The 22,569-nt window shown below is 44.9% G+C and carries 18 protein-coding genes; 13 read left to right on the top strand and 5 right to left on the bottom strand.

What is annotated here, in order from left to right:
* Window positions 1–497: 497 nt before the first annotated feature.
* The 3 genes from MKHDV_RS18860 to MKHDV_RS19170 all read right to left on the bottom strand — a co-directional run bounded on the left by MKHDV_RS18860 (window position 498) and on the right by MKHDV_RS19170 (window position 4,272).
* Window positions 498–1,490 carry a flagellin gene (locus MKHDV_RS18860; protein WP_254060407.1) on the bottom strand — a complete coding sequence of 331 codons (993 nt, stop codon included), beginning with the start codon at window positions 1,488–1,490 and terminating at the stop codon, window positions 498–500.
* On the bottom strand, window positions 1,448–2,227 hold the full coding sequence (locus MKHDV_RS18855; RefSeq protein WP_254060406.1) for a flagellin: 780 nt from the start codon (window positions 2,225–2,227) through the stop codon (window positions 1,448–1,450). Before MKHDV_RS18855 ends, MKHDV_RS18860 begins: the two co-directional genes overlap by 43 nt.
* 332 nt (window positions 2,228–2,559) lie before the next feature.
* On the bottom strand, window positions 2,560–4,272 hold the full coding sequence (locus MKHDV_RS19170; RefSeq protein ID WP_160712522.1) for a flagellin: 1,713 nt from the start codon (window positions 4,270–4,272) through the stop codon (window positions 2,560–2,562).
* Window positions 4,273–4,508: 236 nt separating this feature from the next.
* On the opposite strand from MKHDV_RS19170, the gene MKHDV_RS04035 reads away from it, so the two are divergent.
* Together MKHDV_RS04035 and MKHDV_RS04030 are read left to right on the top strand one after the other, a co-directional pair.
* Window positions 4,509–5,240 carry a response regulator transcription factor gene (locus MKHDV_RS04035; RefSeq protein WP_160712520.1) on the top strand — a complete coding sequence of 244 codons (732 nt, stop codon included), beginning with the start codon at window positions 4,509–4,511 and terminating at the stop codon, window positions 5,238–5,240.
* Between the two features lie 146 nt (window positions 5,241–5,386).
* Complete coding sequence (locus tag MKHDV_RS04030; RefSeq protein ID WP_160712518.1) at window positions 5,387–6,919, top strand: HAMP domain-containing sensor histidine kinase; 1,533 nt, start codon at window positions 5,387–5,389, stop codon at window positions 6,917–6,919.
* Window positions 6,920–7,318: 399 nt separating this feature from the next.
* Here MKHDV_RS04030 and MKHDV_RS04025 read toward each other — a convergent pair whose 3' ends face one another.
* Window positions 7,319–9,217, bottom strand: coding sequence for a sigma-54-dependent Fis family transcriptional regulator (locus MKHDV_RS04025; protein WP_160712516.1), 1,899 nt, complete (start codon window positions 9,215–9,217; stop codon window positions 7,319–7,321).
* Window positions 9,218–9,665: 448 nt separating this feature from the next.
* Between MKHDV_RS04025 and MKHDV_RS04020 the strand changes: the two genes are divergently transcribed.
* The 11 genes from MKHDV_RS04020 to MKHDV_RS03970 all read left to right on the top strand — a co-directional run bounded on the left by MKHDV_RS04020 (window position 9,666) and on the right by MKHDV_RS03970 (window position 21,783).
* Window positions 9,666–10,178, top strand: coding sequence for a TRAP transporter small permease (locus MKHDV_RS04020; RefSeq protein WP_160712514.1), 513 nt, complete (start codon window positions 9,666–9,668; stop codon window positions 10,176–10,178).
* Window positions 10,179–10,180: 2 nt separating this feature from the next.
* Window positions 10,181–11,479: a TRAP transporter large permease gene (locus MKHDV_RS04015; RefSeq protein WP_160712512.1), complete on the top strand. Its 1,299-nt coding sequence runs from the start codon at window positions 10,181–10,183 to the stop codon at window positions 11,477–11,479.
* Window positions 11,480–11,501: 22 nt separating this feature from the next.
* Window positions 11,502–12,497, top strand: coding sequence for a TRAP transporter substrate-binding protein DctP (gene dctP, locus MKHDV_RS04010; protein ID WP_160712510.1), 996 nt, complete (start codon window positions 11,502–11,504; stop codon window positions 12,495–12,497).
* Window positions 12,498–12,718: 221 nt separating this feature from the next.
* On the top strand, window positions 12,719–13,837 hold the full coding sequence (locus MKHDV_RS04005; protein WP_160712508.1) for an FAD-binding oxidoreductase: 1,119 nt from the start codon (window positions 12,719–12,721) through the stop codon (window positions 13,835–13,837).
* Complete coding sequence (locus MKHDV_RS04000) at window positions 13,830–14,120, top strand: (2Fe-2S)-binding protein (protein ID WP_160712506.1); 291 nt, start codon at window positions 13,830–13,832, stop codon at window positions 14,118–14,120. The genes MKHDV_RS04005 and MKHDV_RS04000 overlap by 8 nt, the downstream gene beginning before the upstream one ends.
* Window positions 14,120–15,538, top strand: a complete 1,419-nt coding sequence (locus tag MKHDV_RS03995; RefSeq protein ID WP_160712504.1) for an NAD(P)/FAD-dependent oxidoreductase — start codon at window positions 14,120–14,122, stop codon at window positions 15,536–15,538. The genes MKHDV_RS04000 and MKHDV_RS03995 overlap by 1 nt, the downstream gene beginning before the upstream one ends.
* An 8-nt stretch (window positions 15,539–15,546) precedes the next feature.
* Window positions 15,547–15,906 (top strand): RidA family protein, encoded by a 360-nt coding sequence (locus tag MKHDV_RS03990; RefSeq protein WP_160712502.1) that lies wholly within the window; start codon window positions 15,547–15,549, stop codon window positions 15,904–15,906.
* 397 nt (window positions 15,907–16,303) lie between these two features.
* Window positions 16,304–18,343 carry a methyl-accepting chemotaxis protein gene (locus MKHDV_RS03985; protein WP_160712500.1) on the top strand — a complete coding sequence of 680 codons (2,040 nt, stop codon included), beginning with the start codon at window positions 16,304–16,306 and terminating at the stop codon, window positions 18,341–18,343.
* A 622-nt stretch (window positions 18,344–18,965) separates the two neighbouring features.
* Entirely contained in the window at window positions 18,966–19,991 is a 1,026-nt protein-coding gene (locus MKHDV_RS03980; RefSeq protein ID WP_160712498.1) for a glycosyltransferase family 2 protein, read from the top strand.
* Entirely contained in the window at window positions 19,982–21,370 is a 1,389-nt protein-coding gene (locus MKHDV_RS03975; RefSeq protein ID WP_160712496.1) for a glycosyltransferase family 39 protein, read from the top strand. Before MKHDV_RS03980 ends, MKHDV_RS03975 begins: the two co-directional genes overlap by 10 nt.
* Window positions 21,361–21,783 carry a GtrA family protein gene (locus tag MKHDV_RS03970; protein WP_160712494.1) on the top strand — a complete coding sequence of 141 codons (423 nt, stop codon included), beginning with the start codon at window positions 21,361–21,363 and terminating at the stop codon, window positions 21,781–21,783. The genes MKHDV_RS03975 and MKHDV_RS03970 overlap by 10 nt, the downstream gene beginning before the upstream one ends.
* Window positions 21,784–22,221: 438 nt before the next feature.
* Here MKHDV_RS03970 and MKHDV_RS03965 read toward each other — a convergent pair.
* Window positions 22,222–22,569: molybdopterin dinucleotide binding domain-containing protein (locus tag MKHDV_RS03965; RefSeq protein ID WP_305794739.1), on the bottom strand; the 348-nt coding region annotated here is incomplete at its 5' end.

The raw sequence follows: 22,569 nt of genomic DNA, 5'->3' as shown, positions 1-22,569 counted from the left end.
GTGATTAAGATAAAGCAAGCTTCCTTAACCTTTCTTTAGATTCAGACGCTAAATTGGAGTATTTTTCGGATAAAAAAGCGGAAAATTTTGCCTAGTGGAGGGTTTTACAGTGCAGATTTAGCATGAGGTAAATATTGCCTAACCATCAAAGCAGAATAACAACGGGCAACATAAGGTGCTAAAAACAGTGTGGTAGCAGAGCCATTCTCATTAGCAGCACTCCAGATTATAGGGGCAGTCGAAACCACAGACTGGCTATGAAACGGTAAAGAGAATGGCGGGTTGCTATACGCACAAAAAGGTAAAGCAGATGGCTCAAAACAAAACAGCAATTAGAAGCGTTACCCCCACTTCAACACAGAGGCGAAACGCGGTACGGACACAATACAAAGCCTTACCAGCCGTACACTACGCCACAAAAAACCCCCGACTCCTGCAGGAGAATCGGGGGCTGGCAGCAAGCAGCCATAGCTTGCTACTTCCGAATAGGTAAAATCTTAGCCAATTAATTTCAAAGCAGTTTCCGGCAAGGAGTTTGCCTGAGCAAGCATTGACGTTGCAGCGGATGAAATAGTCTGGCGCAAGGTGTATTCTGTCATTTCTGTTGCCACATCAACGTCTGAAATACGGGATTCAGCGGCTCCGAGGTTTTCAGCCTGAATCTCAAGGTTAGAAATTGTTGCGCTTAAACGGTTTTCATATGCACCTAAATTTGCACGGTTTTTATCTTTCATCTCAATAGCATCTTGAATGGCATCAAGGGCAGCCTGTGCGCCTGCCTGTGTCGCAATGCTTGAGCCTGCATACTCTTCTGTGCCACCCAGTTCTTTTCTAAAATCAGCAAGTTCGTCATCAGGAATACTGGCAACAGTCATATCAAAACTGACTGCCGCGGCGCCCGCACCAGCAGTTGCAGCTGTTAACGCATAACCAGATCCACCTTCCTGAATCGCCACAGTGCCAAGTGTTGCACTACCGTCATCTGCAAGGGTGAAATTCTGTTCAACAACATCTCCACCAACATTCATCACTGCGGCAGAGTCTGGAACGTCCTCAGAAACATCTTCAATATAGTACTTAGTTGTGCCGTCAGCTGCTTCTGAAGTAAGAATTTTTTTATCTTCGCCACCAACATTGACGGTGTAATTCCCATCGGCATCTACTTCAACCGCGGTACCGGCTTCTGGAATCGGATCGCCTGCATTGGCAACAGTTTTGAAGGATACGGTGCCGTCTGTATCAACGGTTGTGTATACTGCTTTTGCTGTTGCGCCAGTACCTATATTCAGCTGCCCAGTATCAGTCACAGCAATGTCAGAAGTCGCATCAGCGGTTCCGTCCACGGTGTATACAAGATTACCATCAGCATCAATGGAGCCATGAACAGAAGAGCCATCCACCAAAACTGCCCCTGCTGTACCTAGAGCTGGAACAGCAACAAGGTTTTCTAAATCTGTTTTTGCATCCGCTTCTTCTGTTGTGTCTGCCATAACTTTTTCTTTAAGCTGAACTTGAGTAAACCCTGTAGGTGCCCCAGCACTGCCGGATCATCACCTTCAATATAAATATCACCATCTTCATTTGCATAGATAGCGTTGCCGTCTTTGGTGGAAGCAAGTCCGTCGTCATCAATGACATAATCCAAAGATTCACTACCGACACCAAGAGAACCAGAGCTTACATCTTCAATATCAATCGCGTACTTATCTTCATCAGCATCATTTCCGGTGCCGAAATGAATTGTCATAGAGCTACCAGTCTGCGGCTGGCCGTCATCATCGAGATACTCAGCACCTTCATTCAAAGAGCCATCCAGCAACTTGGTACCGTTAAAATCTGTTGCGTCAGAAATTCGTGTAATTTCCTCTGCCATAGACTGGTATTCCTGATCAATAATAGCGCGCTGTTCATCGGTGTAGGTACCGGTAGCAGCCTGTTCAGCTAACTCATTCATACGAATGAGCTTTTCATCAATAACAGACAAAGCACCATCTGCAGTTTGAATCATAGAAATCGCATCGTTCGCATTTCGAACACCCTGATTCAATGTAGTAACTTCTGCGCGCATCATTTCGCGAACAGCAAGACCTGCTGCGTCATCTGCTGCGCTGTTGATGCGCATGCCGGATGAAAGGCGTTCTGTAGACTTGGTTAAATCGGAGTATGCGCTGTTCAAGTTACGAGCTGCGGTGTTTGCCATAGTGTTGTTGTTGATGATGAGAGACATAGTAAACCTCCAGGTTTGTAATTCTGCATCCTTGCAATGACTTTCCATTTTCGCTTTACGCTATGTAAATAAATACGCGGAGGCTTACGGTTTCGTTTATAAAGCAACATATGAATTTACTGATTTTTCATATAAAAATCCGGCTAATTAACACGTTCTTTATAGTTACTAAAAAAGCGCAAACAAAACCTCACAAGCCCTTAAGGGTTCTTGCGAGATCGTTTGCGCTCTATATTTTCGTTTATATGAAAAACCGCCCCTGATCCCTGGAAAAATCAGGGGCGGTAAGTCATTCTAGCGTAAAGCCATTAAGTCATGTGGCTTTGAATTACTTATCCGATAAGTTGCAATGCGTTCTGCGGCAGGGTGTTAGCCTGAGCAAGCATTGAAGTTGCAGCGGATGAAATGGTCTGACGTAGGGTGTATTCAGTCATTTCGGTTGCTACGTCCACGTCGGAAATGCGGGACTCAGCGGCTGAGAGGTTTTCACTCTGAACTTCAAGGTTAGAGATAGTAGCTTCAAGACGGTTTTCGTACGCACCAAGGTTTGCACGGTTTTTGTCTTTCATTTCAATAGCTTCTTTAATAGCACCAAGTGCAGCCTGTGCACCTTCCTGAGTCGCAATGCTGGAACCTGCGTACTCGTCTGTTTTGCCGAGTTCTTTGCCAAAGCTTGCAAGCTCTTCGTCTGAGACTGTTTCGACGCCCATTGTAAATGTTGCTGCAGCACCGCCTGATAGCTCGTAGGCACCAGCGTTAACATTTACAGCAACGGCACCAAGTGTTGCAGAACCATCAGCAGCAACTTCAAAGGTTGTCTCAACAGAATCTTTCGCAATGTTCATTACCGAAGCATCCGCTGGGATATCAGTGCTTTCATCCGCAATGTGATAATTCACAGAACCGTCAGAACCTGTTGATGTGAGGAGCGTTTTGTCATCACCCTCAACGTTAATGTTCAGATTACCATCAGTATCAACAGAAACTGCGTACCCAGCATCAGGAATAGTAGTACCTGTTGCCTCATGCAAAGCAACTGTGCCGTCTGCATCAATGGTTGCATACATTTTATTGGCACCAATAAGAAGATCGCTTGAATCAGCTTCAATTGAAACGACGTCACCACCACCACCAACATCGTATGTCAGCTTCCCGGTTGTCGCATCAAAACTGGCTTCCAAGTCTTCACCATCAATCTGAACATCCGTAGAAGTACCACCGGCAGCACCGGTAAATGCTGTTGTAACGCCTGCTTCAGCAAGAGTTGTCAAATCATCTGTTGCATCCTGCACCTCAGTAGCGTCAGCAACTGTATCCTTCAACTGAACCTGAGTGTAACCAGTAGGCGCGCCTGTCACAGCAGGATCATCACCTTCAATGTACACTTCGCCGTCATCATTTGAATAGATTGCTCTACCGTCCTGAGTAGTTGCAAGACCGTCTTCATTAATTTTGTAATCCTGAGAGTCGCCACCTACGCCCAATGCGCCTGAGCTTACGTCTTCCAGTTCAATGCTGTATTTATCTTCGTCAGCATCGTTTCCGCTTCCGAAATGAACAGTCATTGAGCTACCGGTCTGTGTAGCGCCGCTTGCATCTTCGTATGAAGCACCTTCTTCAAGAGAACCATTCAGCAGGCTCTGCCCGTTGAAGTCTGTGGAGTCGGAAATACGTGTGATTTCTTCTGCCATTGTCTGGTATTCCTGATCGATGATAGCACGCTGGTCATCGGTGTACGTACCGGTAGCAGCCTGTTCAGCAAGCTCATTCATACGGATAAGCTTTTCATCAATTACAGAAAGAGCACCATCAGCAGTCTGAATCATAGAAATAGCGTCGTTCGCGTTACGAACACCCTGATTCAATGTAGTTACTTCTGCACGCATCATTTCACGTACAGCAAGGCCAGCTGCATCATCAGCCGCGCTGTTAATACGCATACCGGAAGAAAGTCGTTCCGTTGATTTAGTTAAATCGCTGTATGCGGAGTTAAGGTTACGAGCTGCGGTGTTCGCCATAGAGTTGTTGTTAATGATGAGAGACATAGTAAACCTCCAGGTTTATAATTTTGCATCCTTGCAATAGTCTTTCGTCAGAGCGATATGCCCTTTGCAAATGAATACGGAGGTTGACCCTGTTTTTGTTTATAAAGCGGAAAATTTTTCCTAGTTGGCGCTTTTATCCATCCCCAATGTTTTTCATAGATTTACTTAACATTTATTAAGTTGATGAAAAAAACATAAACAACGTATGGTTCACTTATGTTTCCGTTGGAGGTGGTATGAAACGCATTTTGTTTATCGACGACGATTTTGAATTAGGTGAACTGCTCGGTAGCTACTTGAGCGGAGAAGGCTTTTCGCTCCATACAGCACACGATGCAATGAGTGGTATTGAGAAACTCAAGGAAGATACTTTTGACATTGTGCTGCTTGATATCATGCTTCCGGACATGAACGGTTTTGATCTGCTGCAAAAGATCAGAAACGAATACACCATGCCCGTTATCATGCTTACTGGCCGTAGCGACGAAATCGATAAAGTTGTTGGACTTGAAATGGGGGCGGACGACTACGTGGCGAAGCCATGCCCGTTGCGTGAGCTGGCAGCACGCATCCGTGCAATTTTGCGCCGTACAATGCCTGCAAAAATAGCACGGGAGCTTAATGCGCCCACAAAAGTTGATCCTGCGCATAAGATCATTATCGGAAGTATGTCTCTCACACCTTCCGCACGCAGTGTTCAAATCGAAGATTCTCCGGTTCAGCTAACCAGCGCTGAATACAATGTTTTAGAAATGCTCACCAGCAACGCTGGCGCACTCATTACTCGTGAGCAGCTCCTTGAAGACGCACTCGGTCGCGATCCTTCACTTGATGACTATGTACTGAACGTACATATGAGTAATTTACGCAGAAAACTGAAACACTGCGCCATAATTAAAACTATTCGTGGAAATGGCTACTTGCTGGCCATACCGGAACAAATTCCACAGCAAGTTATGCACATGTAGTCTCCCCCTGCCGCTTCCTCTAGGAATGTCATTCCCCGACAGCGGCAGGTAGAAGTACTCATGGCTTTTGGGGCATCCGGAACCTTTCCCCCCTAAGTATTTCGGATGCCTCTCTCACATATCCTTCAACTATCGTGAGCACCACAATGTTCCGCTCTTTTTTTGCGCCGTTTAACCGTCGCATTATCTTTTTCATAACTGCAATGTGCGCCATCGCCATCTGCACAGTTGTCCTTGTTTCTGCATCAAGCATAATGCTTACAAAAAAAGGACGTTCAGAAAGAATCATCAAAGACTGTGTCCGGAGTCTTGCATTCCGCATGCCTCGACCCTTTATACCAAGTGAAGCTCGCACTGCTCTGCGTGAAGCCAGAGACTATGACAAGTGGCCGTTTGTGGATTACACCGCCATAGTCAGTCCTGATGGTTCAATCATAGCGTCCTACGGCTCGCTAGAGTTTGACATGAAGGAACTGCTCTCCAACAACACAATCAAGAATTCTTCAACACGCGTTGTCGCAGAACCAATTATCGAAAACGGAGAGATCAAGGCCTACATCCTGCTCGGCTCAGGAGTGTTTCTTATGGACAAAGGAATCACAATGTATCTCTTGCTTTCCGCCTTTGCAGGGACAAGTGGTATCCTTGTGAGTTTTTTCATGGCTAAAAAGCTATACAAAAAAATGCTACAGCCGCTGTACGATCTCGCAGCAGCAGCCAAAGAAATTGGGGTAAGTAAAGATTACACTCTACGAGTGCCTTACGAATCAAGTGATGAACTTGGTGACCTAGTCACGCACTTCAACTCAATGCTCGATCAAATTGAAAAGCGCGACAGGCTCCTCACGTCTCATAAAAAGATGTTGGAGCATGCAGTAAAATTACGTACCGCAGAGCTAGCAAAAAAAAATGCCCAGCTCGTATTGGAAGTTGCTGAACGAGAAGAAGCTGAAATGATCCGTTGCGAAGTGGAAAGGATTAACCAGCATGATCTAAAATCACTGCTGAACCTCGTCATCGGGTACCCGGAGTTATTGCTCTCAAAAGGCAACCTCACCGAGCATCAAGAAAACTACATCAAGAAGATCGAAATGGCCGGTTATCGTATCCTTGATATGATCAACAACAACTTGGACATCTTCAAAATGGAACGCGGTATTTACAAGCTACGTGCAACATCCGTAGAGCTTGTTCATCTGCTCTTTGAGATTCAGGATGACATAACGTCCATGCTCACACGGCTCAACGTGACCCTGCGCATTACGTTCAACAATCATCCGGTCTCTACCAACAACACATTCGCAGTCGCCGGTGAATATCGCCTATTGCAAACCTTGTTTTCGAACCTCATCGTAAATGCGGTTGAGGCTTCCAGAAGTGATGACATTGTGACCGTGGCAATTCAAACCGATGATCAAACCATAACCATCCACAACAGCACGCTTGTACCAGAAGAAATTCAAGAAAAATTCTTCAACAAGTATGCAACGTACGGAAAAGAAGACGGCACAGGTCTCGGCACGTATTCAGCCAAGCTTATTGCCAACGCCCACAAAGCACACGTCAGCATGACCAGTACTAAAAGTCGCGGCACGCTCATCGGTGTGGAATTTTCTGAACAGTTGACCATTGCGGACACTGCCAATCTCAAACCGGCAGTTGAGCAGATGTTTATGTAAGGGAATCTTCTTAGTTGGTTTAAAGATAGCCTCCGGCGGGCAGGCTCTGCCTTGCATCCGCAGGGGACACGGTCCCCTTGACCCCGATTAGGGGTATCTGAGGGTTGTATTTGAAATTCAACTCATCCTTTGAAGAAGGCTTTTGTTAGGACAAATTAGCAACGGCCTGTAGAAATATGAGCAGCATTGCTTAAAGTGAATACAATATACAGCATCAAAAAAAAGCTCCCACACGGTATGTGTAGGAGCTTTTTTACGGTAATTTTCAGTTTGTTTTTTGTGCTGTGTCCTTGTTTCTCGAAGCTTTTTGCGTGTGACAAAAGTGGAAAACGTTAGATGCTACCACACGGCACGTATAAACAAGAGCACGTGGAACAAGGGAACAACAATCACGTACGATTATGTCGGATAGACAATAGCATTCATCTTCTCGACTTTACGGTACAGCGTCGCACGCGAAATACCGAGACGTCTCGCAGATTCCACCATATTATTATTGGTTTCTTCCAACGTAGCCTCAATAAGGCGGTATTCCATATCCTTCAATGTCCCGATTGGAACACTGCGTGTATTTTCTTTTATAGGTAGTGCAAAATGTTCTGCGTCAAGCACATCGCCTTCACATCTATGCAACGCACGCTGCACAATGTTTTCCAATTCGCGCACATTACCCGGCCAATGATACGACACAAGGGCTTGCTGAGCGCTCTGAGAAAAAGTCAGCGGCAGTGGTGTCCCTCGATTTAAAAAGAGCATAGCCAGCTCTAAAATATCTTCGCTACCACGCTCCCGTAACGGCGGGATATTAATAGGGAGCACATTCAAACGATAATACAAGTCTTCGCGGAATCGTCCCTGCGCAACTGCCTTGCTCAAATTCACATGGGTACTGGCAATAATTCGGGTGTTAATTTTTACAGGCTTTCGAGCACCAATTCGATACACTTCTGCCGTTTGAAGAACACGCAGCAACTTTACTTGCATGTGATGCGGCATGTCACCGATCTCATCAAGCAGAATTGTACCGCCGTCTGCCAGTTCAAATTTCCCCGGTCGTCCGCCCTTTACTGCACCTGTAAATGTGCCTTCCACATACCCGAACAGTTCACTTTCAAGCAACTCCGCGGGAATCGCCCCACAGTTAATAGGTACAAATGGATAATGGCTGCGGCTACCGTGGTTATGGATAGCCTGTGCAAAAAGCTCTTTACCGGTTCCGGTCTCGCCCTGAAGCAAAACAGTAACTGTCGAATCTGCTGCTTTTTGCGCCAGATCAATAGATTCAAGAAATTTTTCAGACCGCCCTACAAGCATCGGAAATGTGTAGTGGGCTTTTGCACCGGCTATGTTCTCTGCAAGTTTCTGGATCTCACTCATCTCGTTGAAAACAAGAACAGCTCCAAGTAATTCTTTCGTTTCAGAAAGAACCGCCTGTGCAGTGTACAAAATTGGAACCGTGCCACGCCCGCAACGAATCCAGCATTCCTTGTTCACCCATCGTTTTGAAGAAGTACGTAATTGCTGGATATCTAAAGACAGCCCTTCAAGCTCTGAGATATGCCTTCCTTCAAGTTTGTCCGATTTAAGAATTCGGGCGCCCTTTCCGTTGATTTTCCAAATCTCGCCTTCAGTATTCAAAATGAGCAGACCAGTACTCGCAGACTCGATCACTTTATCAAAAAATCCGATATGCAGAGCAAGCGTCTTATTCCTGCGCGTAACACGCAACTGTCGTTCGGCAGCACGGGCAGCAGTCGTAACCATATATAGCGTGTGCGGATGCGTAAATTCTTTTGCACCGGATACAACTAGAATACCAAGAAGTTCTCCACCCTCCCCAAAAATAGGAGCAGAAGAGCTTGTCAAATGGTGCGCTAAGTCGCAGTAATGGTCTGAACCAGTGAGCTGAATAGGAATGTGGTGCTTATGACACATGCTGATTGCAGTTGTCCCCACGTCCTCTTCTGTCCACTTAAAACCCGGAGCACAGTTACGCTGACGGTATTGCTTTTTTAACAGCTCAGACCCCGTAATGTGCAAGATGTATCCATCAGCATCGATGGCAGCAATCAGAAATTCATCAGGTGAGAGCAGATCAAAGAACTCTGCAAAATGTGGCAACACAACCTGCAACAATTCATCGTTATCCGCACGACGCGCCCGCAGAGCCTCATCTGAAATACACTCCTGCTGCATATTCCGACTCATGGAATCTATCCCGAACTGCTTCGAGCGTGCATGAGACTCATCAATCAACTTCATCATCGTTGAGGAATCGACAACATGTCCTTTTTTCATCTCTCCACGCTCTCTAACATTCATAAATGTAACCAGTTACCTTCCGTTACACACCTAAGTTATTAACAAAAACATTCCGTGTGTCTTAAATAGCGACATGTCTCAAAATAAGACACAATCAATATAACGCCGTATTTACTAGTGTTTTTTGAATTATTCATTCTCACAAGGTCGCAATGCCTCATTTTGAGACATTTATCACGCACTCCTTGCTACCACTCAATCTAGCACAAAGCTAACCCACCGAAAAAACATCGCTTGTTGATTGGTTACACAATCTTGCTCAAATCAAGCATAAACATTGAGTTTTCACAAACGGATTTGGAAAAAACAAAAATGTAATTTTTATATAACAACGGTTCGGCATCAAAAACGGAACATGCATTGCATATAGCAACAACAATCACAATACACCTACTAATCAACATAACCATAGAAGGAGAAAAGTATGGAGAAGCAATTTCGGTATGCCCTGACAATACTGTTAAGCACTGTCGCTTTATTACAGTTCATACAGGTCATATGGCGCTATATTCTGCAAGCCCCGCTTATGGGACTGGATGACATCGTCATCTACCCAACTCTATGGCTATATCTGCTCGGCAGTGTAAACGCCTCACGCGAAGACACACAGATCAAAGCCAACGTGCTTGATGTGTTTTTGAAAACCGAGCGCTCCAAACTTGGTGTCCGCGTCGTGGCCGACGTTATGACAGTTGTTGTATCTGCATGGCTCACCCGCTGGGCATGGGATTACTTCCAGTATGCGCTCCGCGTATGGAAAGAAACTCCTACAATTTATCTTCCTACTTTTTATGCAGAATGTTCTTTATTCCTCGGACTGCTCTTAATGACAATGTTCGGCCTGGGTCACCTCATTAAGAACATTCGGCGCTTTTCGCTGCTAAGCACAAAACCAGTTACTACCAGTTTGCATAGTGCAAACGAAGGAAGCGCATAGCAATGGTTGAAATTTCATTACTGGCAATCGGATTACTTGTTGTAATGCTGAGCTTTGGTGTTCCATTACCATTCTGTTTCGGCGGCGCCCTCATGTTTATGCACCTTGTTGGTGGCGCTACAATGAAAGGCACCATGCTCTGGGGCTTCAGCCAGCTTTCCAACCCTGTTCTGCTCTGTATCCCGCTCTTTGTTTTTGCCGGCGCTATTATGAGTGAAAGTGGTATTGCGAAGAGCCTGCTAGACTTTGTAAATATTTTTGTTGGTAGAATTCGAGGCGGTCTCGGTATCGTAGCCTCTTTAAGCTGTGCTATCATTGGCGCAATCTCCGGTAGTGGATTAACCGGTGTTGCAGCTACAGGCCCTCTTTTGATTCCTGAAATGGCAGCTAAAGGCTACCCTAGAGGCTATGCAACTGCACTCGTTGCAAACTCCTCCATTCTTGGCCTTCTTATTCCTCCAAGCGTAACCATGATCGTTTACGGCTGGGTAACAGACACATCTATTCTTGCCTGTTTCTTGGCAACAGTAGGCCCCGGTATACTTATTACGTTCCTGTTCGGCGTAGTAAACCTCGTCATGTGTCGCAAATTCCCTCTCGTAATGGATAAGCCAAAGCCAATCGCTGAAACAGTACGCGCCGCTTCTGCTGCCACGCTGCTCGCTATTCCTGCGCTTGTAATGCCTATTATCATTCTGGGCGGTATTTACGGCGGCATCATGACTCCTACAGAAGCTGCGGCTGTTGCCGTTATCTACGCTTTCCCTGTTGGTTTCCTTGTATACAAGGGCTTAACCTGGAAAAAATTCCTCATCGCTTCTAAAGATGCTGCCACCGCGATTGGCGCAATCATGGTTATGATTGTGTTCAGCCTCATGCTCAGCCAGATGTTTGTAATGGAAGAAATTCCGCAGGCTCTTGTTGAAGGCATTTTCACTATCACTACAGATAAGGTGATGCTTCTCATCCTCGTTAACATTCTGCTCTTCTTCATTGGCATGATCGTTAACGACATTACATCCATCATTCTTACTGCTCCGCTGCTGCTCCCGCTTATGGAAGCTATCGGCATCAGCCCAATTCACTTTGCTGCAATCATCGGCGTTAACACTGCTATGGGTGGCGTTACTCCACCTTACGCAAGTATCCTCTACCTTGGTGTTCGTATCGGGGAAGTTGAATTTGTCGATGTAATTAAGCCCGCAATGACGTTGATCCTATTCGGGTATGTACCGGTTGTTTTTCTCACGTCCTTCTGGCCACAACTGGCTCTCTATTTACCAAGCCTCATCGGCTACTAACTGTTTGTAAGGAGTAAGGGATATGCAAAAAAAATTATCAGTCGCTGTTGTTATGATGTTTGTCTGTATTCTTGCCGTAGGCACTGCACAGGCTCGCAGCTGGAAAATTTCCCACGTGCGTCCGCAGAATGCTGCTATCGACAAAGACCTTAAGTTATTTGCCGCAGAACTGGCAGAAATCAGCAAAGGCAACATGAAAGCAAAAATTTATGCTTCCAGCTCCCTCGGTGACTACACCGTTGTACAGGAACGTGTTGGTCTCGGCGCAGTAGATATGGCCTGTCAGCCAGTTGCTTTTGCAGCTGACAAACGCATGCAGATTGCCAACTTCCCATTCATGATGACCACATGGGCACAGGCAGAAAAGAACTTTACTGCAACTGCACCACTCAGAAAAACAATCGCTGGTCTTTATCAAGAACAGGACATCAAACTTCTTGCAACATGGCCTGCATACTTCGGTGGCGTAGCTCTGAACAAAGAGCCTGAAAACCCAACCGACCCTAATGCAAAAAAAGGTTTAAAAATCCGCGTTGTGCCAAGTAAGTCATTTAAACTTATGGCAGACACAATCGGCTTTATCGGCACACCAATTCCGTTCTCTGAAGCATTTACCGCAGTACAGACCGGTGTTGTTGACGGTGTTGTAGGCTCCGGCGCAGAAGGCTACTACGCTTCATTCCGCGACGTAACCAAATTCTACCTCCCGCTCAATACTCACTTCGAAATGTGGTACCTCATCATGAACGCAGAACTCTACAACGGTCTTGATGATTCTCAGAAAGCACTCGTTGATAAAGCAGCAGCTGACTTTGAACAGCGTCGCTGGGAACGTGCTGAAGCTGATCAGGCTGCAAACGAGCAGCGTCTTGCAGACTACGGCGCAAAAATCATCCCTGTTTCTAAAGAAGCTGTAGAAGCCCATGCAACAAAAGTACGTGAGCAGGTATGGCCAATCATTCTTTCTGACGTAGGCGAAGACTGGGGACGCAACGTTCTTTCAAATATCATTCAGTAACGGCAACTACTGAAGAGTACACACTCCCAGAAATCTGCCCGTCCCGGGGGCCCAAGCCCCCGGGTCATTAACACATCTTTTCTGTGCTGGCAGCAATCTCTGCTTATCTAGTATCGTATTCTTTTTGGCACCTTATTCTTTTTGGCACCTTATTCATCTTTGGCACCTTATTCATCTTTGGCACACTGCTGTATGTAGTTTCATTACGTTGGAGGATTTCAGTGAAGACAGCTGATATCATAGTTATTGGTGGCGGCATTACCGGCGCTTCCACAGCACTTGGCTTAGTAAAAGAAAACGCGGGCAAAGTTCTTATGTTCGACAGCCAGCTGCCCTCGCAGCGACTTTCCCGTGCAAACTTCGGACTCACATGGTTCATGTGCAAGGGCGGCGGCAGCTCGACATACGCCAAATGGTGTCGCAACGCTTGCAAACAGTGGCCTGAATATGCAGCAGCCCTTGAAGATGAGACAAAAACAAACATCGAACTGGAATGGAACGGCGGCGCATTACACGCCTTCGGTGAAGACCAGTTAAAGGCTCATGCCTCAAGCGTTGAAAAACTTACTGGCGTCTGCGATGAAGTTGGACTGGACTACCCAGTTTCTGTTCTCGATCGTCAGCAGTTTTCAGAGCTTGTGCCTAAAATGCAGCTTGGTGAAGATGTTTCCGGCGCAATGTACACCCCGCATCAAGGGCACATTAACCCGCTGAAACTTCTCGGCGCTATGCGTCAATCTTTCCAGATGAACGGTGGTGAATTTGTGGGCAACCAGAACATTCTGGAAATTATCCCCAAAGGCAACACCGTCACTGTTAAAACCAAAGACGAAGAATACAGTTGCGGCAAGCTCGTGGTAGCTGCCGGACACGGCTGTGAGCGCCTTCTCTTCCCACTTGGTTTTAAACTAAATGTATATCCGCAACGCGGTCAGTTACTGGTAACAGAACGCTGCGAACGCAAACTTCCGTTCCCATTGCTTGCAGTACGCCAGACTCAGGACGGTACATACATGGTCGGCCTGACCACTGAAGATGTCGCACACGATATCCGCGTTACCCCGCAGGCGATGCAACAACATGCTCAAAATGCAATCAGAATTTTCCCTGAACTTGCTTCCGTGAACTGGGTTCGAGCCTGGGGTGCAATCCGCGTAATGACTCCGGACGGCGCACCGATTTACGACACGCTTCCAAATCATCCAAACATTTATGTCATGGCTCTTCATAGCGCTGTTTCGCTTAATCCAATGCACACATCAGTTGTAGCACCGTGGATTCTTAATGGCAGCAACGCAGAAGCTCTTTCTCCTTTCAGCAACGGACGTTTCAATGTTTAAAATCGATCCTTCACATGCTCAGCAGACAGTTACTGTTCTGCTCGATGGTAAACATAAAGCTCTTCCTGCAGGAATGAGTGTAGCGGCAGCACTTTTAAGTTGCGGAGAAATCATCTCCCGCGTTTCCCCTTCATCGAAAAAGCCATGCAGCCCGCATTGTCTCATGGGTGTTTGTTACGAATGCCTTATGGAAATTGACGGCACTAAAAAACAGGCATGTATGACTGAAGTTGCAGAAGGAATGGTTATTAACCGTAACTTCGTGCAAGAGGAGGCAAGCTAATGAGCCATTATGATGTTGTTGTTATCGGCGCAGGTCCTTCCGGACTTTCCTGCGGTGCAACACTTGCTGAAATGGGACTTGATACGCTCATTCTTGATGAACAGATTCATCCGGGCGGACAGATTTACCGTAATGTAGAATCCACCTCTGCGGCACAGTTGGAATTCTTTGGTGAAGATTACGCACAGGGTCGCGCGATTGTGCAGCGTTTCAGAAAAAGCAACGCAAAGTACAAAGGTGGCGCAACCGTTTGGCAGGTCGAAGCTGATGGTGACATCTGCTACAGCTGCGAAGGTGCTTCTCACCACATTACAGCGAACTATATCGTTATCGCAACCGGCGCCATGGAACGTCCTGTTCCCCTTCAGGGATGGACTCTTCCCGGCGTGTTAGGTGCAGGTGCAGCAAACAACCTTGCCAAAGAAGCAGGCCTTTCTCCTGAAGGAAAAGTAGTTATTTGCGGAAGCGGTCCACTGTTACTGCTCGAAGCATCTCTTCTGATTAAGAAAGGGGTTCAGATTGAAGCAATTCTGGACACAACGCCGCTTATTCCTTCTCTCTCCGTGGTCAAAAATCTTCCACGTGCTTTACTGAGAACAGATTTTCTCCTGAAGGGTCTCAAGATTCTCTGGGACATCAAAAAATCGAAAATACCTTACCTGCGCGGGGTTTCCGGTCTGAAGATGATTGGTCAGGACAACGTGGAACAGGTTGAATGCACTCACAGAGGCAAGAAAGTTACAATTCCAACCAACGTTGCGCTGCTTCATTTTGGTGTTATTCCAAATACCCACATGATGCGTCAGGTGGGTTGTGAATTACATTGGAACCCTGAGCTTCGTTACTGGCATCCAGTTTGCGACAATTGGGGACGCACTAACCACGACAGAGTTTTTGTTGCAGGTGACGGCAGCTATGTTTCCGGTGCAGTTGCAGCAGGCCTAAAAGGTGAACTGACAGGTTTAGAAATCGCTAAAAGTCTCGGCATCATTTCTACCATAGCCCGTGATGAAATCGCGAAGCCGATTACTGCACAAATTACAAAAGATAAGCACCCTAGACCATTTATCGACGCAATGTATGCACCACGTGCAGGACAATACACATTCGATAATGAAACCGTGGTATGCCGCTGTGAAAACGTCACTGTGGGTGAAATCCGCGAAGTTATCAGTCAGGGTGCACATGACCCGAACGAAATTAAGATCATAACTCGCGCTGGCATGGGTCCATGTCAGGGCAGAATGTGTGGGTCAGCCATCAACGAAATCCTCGCTGAGGAACTAGATTCTACACCGGATGAAGTTGGCTACTTAACCATTCGTCCTCCTTTAAAAGGGGTACCGCTTGGTGAAATTGCCGCTATGAAATTTACTCAAGCTTCCGGCCCTGCAGATTTATTTAAGAACCAAAAGTAGAGAAGATTATGTCAGAAATTACTCGAATTACACCCGGCGTCCGTATGAGCAAGGCAACAATTTTTAACGGAGTAGCCTACCTTTGTGGGCAGGTTCCGGACAACTCTGACTGTGATATCTGCGATCAGGCACGTAACATGCTTGAGAAAGTAGACGCTCTTCTGAAAGAAGCAGGCAGCGATAGAAAGCATGTTCTTTCTGTTCTGGTTTACCTCAGAGACATGAAAGACTTTGCTGGTTTCAACTCCGTATGGGACACATGGTTCGAAGAGGGCTATGCACCAGCCAGAGCTTGTATTGAAGCTCGTCTCGCCAGACCAGAACTCCTTTGCGAAGTTTCTGTAACCGCAGCTGTCATCGAGAAGTAATAAAACAGCATAGTTGCTGCGAAGTATTCCACCAAACTTCGCGCAGACTCCTCATACGCTAGCAATTTACTTCCGCTTTACTAAGAAAGCAGTGTGTTCCCGCCGTTATTGCCACAACGGGAACACGCTGCTTTTTTTTTACCTATCATATTAATTCTTCCAAAAAATTAACTGATGCCATCGGAATACCGAAAGGAACAATAACGGAACTGTATTGCAAAACTTTTCATCTCAATGAAATAAAAATCTTCATAATTTAGTTTGGTTGATCGGTTTATTTTAAAAGTGTACTTGTGCCCTTTTTTTCATGAGAGTGAATGCATACTTACAATCCACTATCTCTACTTTTCTTTTTGTGCCTGTTGAAAACGTTGCCCGTTGTAATAAAGGAGTCTCTATGAATTGGAATCTACGAAATAAATTTCTTATCCCAACGTTACTAGTTATGGCATTAGCCCTTGGTGCAGTTACATACACTTCCTTTAAGCTTGCTGATGACGCTATTTCTGAAGCCATGCTTAACCAGTCCGATCAAACTGTAAAAGGCATTAGTACTCAAATGTCTATATGGGTGGATGGAATACAGAAAGACCTCACACAAATTTCTCATCACCCTATCTTTCAGGAACTAGCTTCGCAGAGAACTCCAAATCCGGAACTGGCTCTTCGTGCGACCACTATTCTTAAAGATTCTCTTCAAATATATGGAGAGTACAGAGGGATGGGGCTGTTTGATACAAAAGGGATTGCACATGCATATGTAGCTACTGGAACAAACGCCACACCAACCATCTCCGATAGAGCTTATTTCCAAAAAGCCGTACGCGGTGACATTGCAATTTCTGATGCACTGATAAGCAAAACAACTGGAAAACCCATTATTGTAGTTGCTATTCCCTATCGTCTACATGGTGAGATTAAGGGTGTTTTTGTAGGAGCTTTAAATCTCACAGCATTCTCAATCAAGTTTATTGACCCCGTAAAATTGGGAAAAACCGGATACGCTTTTATGATATCCAGAGCCGGGTACTTGTGTGCTCATCCCGACAAATCAATCATCATGAAAGCCCGCGCAACTGACGGTCCTGACGGAAAAGAAATGCAGAAGAACAAAAATGGGATTCTTCGCACAGAATGGCAAGGCGTAAGCCAGATTATCACGTATCGAACCGAGCCTAAAACTGAGTGGATTGTCGCTGTAGCTGCAAACGTTGATGATATTTTTTCTGAAGTCACAGCCATCAAAAATAGCAATATTTTGATTAGCCTCGTCGGATTGATACTAGTCGCACTCGTAGTATTCTTTATTGTTCGCAATATTATTATGTCCCTTAACAAGTGTGTCGGGTTTGCAGAAAACGTTGCCAACGGGAATCTTGAACAAAATTTAGCTATCGAACGGCACGATGAAATTGGTAACTTGTCAGCGTCCTTAAATGTTATGGTCACAAACCTAAAAAGCATGATTGCGATGTCTGAGAATAAAACCAAGGAAGCTGAGCAAGAATCTACAAGAGCTCAGGTTGCAATGCAGGATGCTGAAGAGGCAAGAAGTGAAGCTGAAAACGCAAAGCGTGATGGTCTGCTTCAAGCCGCGGCACAACTTGAAGAGATTGTTGACGGTGTTACCTATACAACCCAAGAGCTTTCGCAGTTAATTCAAGAAGCCGCAAATGGATCTAGCATTCAACGTGAACGTGCAGCAGAGTCTGCAACGGCCATTGAAGAAATGAATGCAACAGTCCTTGAGGTTGCCCGCAATGCTGGTGAAGCAGCGGAATATGCTACTTCTGCCCGAGAAAAAGCAGAAGATGGGGAAAGCATTGTACATACCGTTGTAGAATCGATCGGCGAAGTTGAAGCCCACTCAGGTAAATTGAAGACAAGTCTTGCAGATTTGGGAGGACAGGCCAAAAACATTGAGTCTGTAATGACTGTCATCACAGATATCGCTGATCAAACCAACTTGCTTGCCCTGAATGCTGCAATTGAAGCAGCCCGAGCTGGTGAAGCTGGACGAGGTTTTGCTGTCGTTGCAGATGAAGTTCGCAAGCTGGCAGAAAAAACAATGTTAGCCACAAAAGAAGTAGATGAGGCGATACGTGCTATTCAATTAGCATCACGGGAAAATATTGAAGGTATGGATCAAGCATCCAACGCTGTTGTCCGTTCAACAGGTTTTGCTCAGCAATCTGGTGATGCTTTGCGGTCAATTGTCGATATTGTCGTGGCTAACTCTGATCAAGTTAGTTCTATTGCTACTGCAAGTGAACAACAGTCCGCTGCCTCAGAACAAATTAGTCGGGGTTCCGAAGAGGTTAACCGTATTGCAACCGAAACTGCGGAATCAATGGCTTTAGCATCGGATTCAGTACATAAGCTCTCAACTATGACATCAGAGCTAAACAACGTGATTACACACTTAAAAAATTCCTAAGATTTTTACTTAGCCAGTGAGCATGAAAACTCACATCGCTAATTGTAATCTCGGATATTTCCAAAAATAGCTCCCTGTAAATGTAAAGAGGATGCACAGTTCCGTGCATCCTCTTTTTTTGGAGCAATCCATATAATTTCTCTATATTACATTGAACACAGGTAATTACAGATCTTATATCATAAAAATTCATCTACTCTTTTACTCCGTTATTTGAACACAAAAAAAGCTCTTACACTTTCGTGTAAGAGCTTTTTTTGCTTAGCGTCCCAAAGGAGAATTTCCCCCTCTGTCATCTGTGTGAAAGGAAGAGGTCATATTGACCAGATACTGTTCAGTTCTTGATTTTCAAGACATCAACAAGAACACAGGTAGCATAAGTGACATAAATAAAAAACTTACACCAAGTTTACACTTTCCAGAACATTTCATTCGATCAAAAAACCTTAGCTTAACTAGCGCCTACAAGTTTGCAGTCGAATCATCCATGAAGGTAATTTAAAAATAAATATTACACTTCTCATTGCTTCCTACCTATAAACAATGCCATGGATAAATTTAAAACTATTCAAAAAACACAATAAGTTCAGCCACATTGTTAAATCTGCAGCAGAAACAACTTATGAAAAATAAAAAAATAGAATCAGGCTATTTTCAGAAGTCAGATGATTTTAAGAAATCTGATATAAAGCTTTCAGTTGTAGTTCCTTTTTTCAATGAAGAAGAGGTATTACCAGCATTTCATAAAAGACTCACAGCTGTTCTTGATACAATCCAAGAAAAAACAGAAATTGTTTATATCAATGATGGTAGTTACGATAACAGCCAAAAGATAATTACAAATGCCTTACCCACGTCAAGCACAGTAAGGTACGTCTGTTTAAGTAGAAATTTTGGCAAAGAGGCTGCAATGACCGCAGGTCTTCGAAACACTCGTGGACAAGCTGTTGTCATTCTAGACGCAGACCTGCAAGACCCTCCTGAGCTCATTCCGCAGATGCTTGAACAATGGGAAAAGGGCTATGACGTTGTCAATATGCAGCGTGCCGTACGACACGGAGAGACAAAGTTTAAACGTTTTTCTGCAGCAACGTTCTATAAACTCATAAACATACTGTCCGAACTGCATATTCCTGAAAATGTTGGGGATTTTCGATTGATTAGCCGCACTGTAGTTGAGCATATCAATACACTTCCTGAAAAAAATCGGTACATGAAAGGACTATTTTCTTGGCCAGGATTTGTCCAAACAACCCTACAGTTTGATCGTGACCCTCGTTTTTGTGGAAAAACGAAATGGAATTATTTCAAATTGATGGGGTTGGCCATGAATGGAATAACTTCATTTTCAATCCGCCCCTTGCGAATAGCTACCGTACTAGGAACGTTAATAGCCACCGGTGCGTTTGCGTATGGTTTTTGGGTAATCATTAAGACCTTGGCATCAGGAGAACCAGTTCAAGGGTACCCATCATTAATGGTTGTTCAACTAGGACTAGGAGGGGTTCAACTACTTTGTATTGGTCTCTTAGGCGAGTACATTGGAAGAATTTTTATCGAATCAAAAGGACGACCGACCTACGTTATTGATCAGATTCTTGACCAGCCTGCAAACCATTTAGAATATGAAGACAAACAATGGGCCTAAAAAAAACACACCTGCTTGCTATCTTAGCAATTTTTCTACTGATGAGGCTTCTTTCACTAGGCTTGTACCCACTTATGGACACAACAGAAGCACGTTATGGGGAAATGGCGCGCTTGATGGTCGAAACAGGCAACTGGCTCACCCCTCAGTTTGATTACAACGTTCCATTCTGGGGCAAACCCCCTTTGTTCACTTGGATGAGTGCGCTAGGTCTAAAGTTATTTGGACAATCCGAGTTTGCAATCCGCTTTCCACACTGGTTAGCCGGTCTTGTAACTATCGGAATGGCAATGATGTTTGCTTCCTACCATAAAATTAGCCCACTTCTCACTGGGATAGTACTCGCTACCTGTGGAATGTTTTTTATTTCCAGCGGTGCTGTGATGACTGATATGGCTCTCACGCTTTCAATTACGATTACCATACTTTCATTCTACCTTTGCTGGAATGGGAAAAAGGCTTGGGGCTATGCCGGCTTTGTTGGTCTTGGGATAGGCTTGCTAGCAAAGGGGCCTGTGGCCATTGTACTTGCAGCTATCGCATTTTACCCTTTCCTTGCAGTACAACACGGACCATTTAAAGCTTTTGTCGTATTTTGGAAGCGATTCCCTGTTATCACCGGTACGCTTTTAATGCTCGGGATCTCCCTTCCTTGGTATCTCATGGCTGAGAAAGCAACCCCGGGTTTTCTTGACTACTTCATTATAGGTGAACACTGGAAACGCTTTACTCTTCCAGGCTGGGAAGGGGACTTGTATGGCTCAGCGCATGATCGCCCGCGCGGCATGATTTGGCTCTTTGGATTGTTTTCGGCTTTGCCGTGGTCATTGATACTTCCAATGCTCTTATGGAAGAAATGGAAAAGCTCAACGGAAAAAACAATATCCCTCCCCCCGTTAGCTTACATGCTTCTCTTCTGGTTAATTTCTCCGATGGTTCTCTTTACATTTGCCGGAAACATCTTGCCTACATATGTATTGCCTGGACTTCCTGCGCTAGGTTTAATCTGTGCCGGGTTACTTACACAGAAAGATGAAAAATGGTTTGTTATCTTCTGCAAAGTCATGCCGGCCGTAATGCTGATTGGTCTTGTGGTTGTAATGTTCACAGCTGCAACTACAAATAGTGATAAGATTCTGTTTGAAACAGCAGATAAGTCCGTTCCTGCGTTTTATATTCGAAAACGTCCATTCTCCGGCCAATTCTACAGTAGCGGTAAGGCTATTGTTTTAAAAAACTCTGAACAGCTAAATGAGCTTGATTCTCCCTATTATTTGTTAGGAAAGAAAAAGGATCTGGACAAATTTTTTGAGAAAAACAAAGTGGATTGCAGAATCGTTGCCGAGTCACCTAAGCGCCAAAGGTATTTATGCGAATAAGTACCTTTCCCCACATACTTTTGTTTGCCTTTGTAGGCTCTGTGGGTTTTGTTGTTGACGCAACCATATTCGCATTACTATTTGAACTTATGGGAATCACAGCACTTAAAGCTCGAATAATTGCTTTTATATGTGCGGCAACAACGACATGGGTAGGCAATAGGGTGTTGACGTTTAAACATCGGGTTCGAACGCCCCGACTCACACAATGGAAAAAATTCATGGTCGCTTCCTGTTTTTCCGCTTTACCTAACCTGCTTGTGTTTAAAATTTCATTAGAGTTGTTAGCGGAAACACAATTCGCACCTTATATTGCTTTAATTTTTGGTGTGCTGGCTGGAATGATAAGTAACTACACACTTAGTTCTCACTGGGTCTTTGCAACTAAGAAGAATGTACAAAGCGAAATATAAATTCAGCATGTTGCCACTTAAACGTTTCACTCGAAAATTTGAACAAAAAAAGCTCTTACACTTTCGTGTAAGAGCTTAGATTACTTGGCGTCCCCAAGGGGATTTGCCCACTGTCGCCTGCGTGAAAGTCTGGTATAACTACAACTAAAGACAGCTTATTCCTTAATAGACAAGGGCTTCCAGAGAACCACAGACCAACTTGGCGACACGATTAGCTGATAAACTTACACCAAATTACACCTATCAAAGAATTTCATACCAACAAATGTTTTGAACAACTATGTGCCTACATGCTCGTAGCAAGATCACTCCTTTTTTCCTCACGTGAGCCAGCAACCGTTAAGGATTATCTGATTACCGAGACACTCAACCTACATTACCATGTGTCTATAAGAAGGTAGCAGGCTCACAATATTGCGGGTGTTGTGTTTAGTGAGCCTAGTCACCGACTGGTTCGATAGTTACAGCACAGACCTTCACCTCGGCGATGCCGGATTCAGGACACTCTGCACTGTTAGTAAGCACGTTGGCAGCAGCTTCTGCAAAATGGAATGGAATAAAAACTGTTCCATCTACGGCTTTTTCTGAAAGCTGAACTTCCACCTCAATGAAACCACGACGGGAAGATACTTTTACAAACTTCCCATCAGTTACTCCATATTTTGCAGCATCATTGCTACTCATTTCTATATACGCTGTAGGAACTTTTGCTGCAAGCCCTTCGGCTTTTCGAGTCATAGTTCCTGTATGATATTGGTACAATACGCGACCCGTTGTGAGTATTAA

It is taken from the genome of Halodesulfovibrio sp. MK-HDV, from assembly GCF_009914765.1.
Lineage (GTDB): Bacteria > Desulfobacterota > Desulfovibrionia > Desulfovibrionales > Desulfovibrionaceae > Halodesulfovibrio.
This window is presented reverse-complemented; position numbering and strand designations above follow the sequence as displayed.

Excerpts from the sequence above, each read along its gene's own strand:
- MKHDV_RS18860 (WP_254060407.1), bottom strand. The coding sequence starts at position 1,490 with ATGGCAGACACAACAGAAGAAGCGGATGCAAAAACAGATTTAGAAAAC.
- MKHDV_RS04000 (WP_160712506.1), top strand. The coding sequence starts at position 13,830 with ATGTTTAAAATCGATCCTTCACATGCTCAGCAGACAGTTACTGTTCTG.
- MKHDV_RS03970 (WP_160712494.1), top strand. The coding sequence starts at position 21,361 with ATGCGAATAAGTACCTTTCCCCACATACTTTTGTTTGCCTTTGTAGGC.
- MKHDV_RS04030 (WP_160712518.1), top strand. The coding sequence starts at position 5,387 with ATGTTCCGCTCTTTTTTTGCGCCGTTTAACCGTCGCATTATCTTTTTC.
- MKHDV_RS03985 (WP_160712500.1), top strand. The coding sequence starts at position 16,304 with ATGAATTGGAATCTACGAAATAAATTTCTTATCCCAACGTTACTAGTT.
- MKHDV_RS04035 (WP_160712520.1), top strand. The coding sequence starts at position 4,509 with ATGAAACGCATTTTGTTTATCGACGACGATTTTGAATTAGGTGAACTG.
- dctP (WP_160712510.1), top strand. The coding sequence starts at position 11,502 with ATGCAAAAAAAATTATCAGTCGCTGTTGTTATGATGTTTGTCTGTATT.
- MKHDV_RS04020 (WP_160712514.1), top strand. The coding sequence starts at position 9,666 with ATGGAGAAGCAATTTCGGTATGCCCTGACAATACTGTTAAGCACTGTC.
- MKHDV_RS03990 (WP_160712502.1), top strand. The coding sequence starts at position 15,547 with ATGTCAGAAATTACTCGAATTACACCCGGCGTCCGTATGAGCAAGGCA.
- MKHDV_RS18855 (WP_254060406.1), bottom strand. The coding sequence starts at position 2,227 with ATGTCTCTCATCATCAACAACAACACTATGGCAAACACCGCAGCTCGT.
- MKHDV_RS03995 (WP_160712504.1), top strand. The coding sequence starts at position 14,120 with ATGAGCCATTATGATGTTGTTGTTATCGGCGCAGGTCCTTCCGGACTT.
- MKHDV_RS03975 (WP_160712496.1), top strand. The coding sequence starts at position 19,982 with ATGGGCCTAAAAAAAACACACCTGCTTGCTATCTTAGCAATTTTTCTA.
- MKHDV_RS19170 (WP_160712522.1), bottom strand. The coding sequence starts at position 4,272 with ATGTCTCTCATCATTAACAACAACTCTATGGCGAACACCGCAGCTCGT.
- MKHDV_RS04015 (WP_160712512.1), top strand. The coding sequence starts at position 10,181 with ATGGTTGAAATTTCATTACTGGCAATCGGATTACTTGTTGTAATGCTG.
- MKHDV_RS04025 (WP_160712516.1), bottom strand. The coding sequence starts at position 9,217 with ATGAAAAAAGGACATGTTGTCGATTCCTCAACGATGATGAAGTTGATT.
- MKHDV_RS03980 (WP_160712498.1), top strand. The coding sequence starts at position 18,966 with ATGAAAAATAAAAAAATAGAATCAGGCTATTTTCAGAAGTCAGATGAT.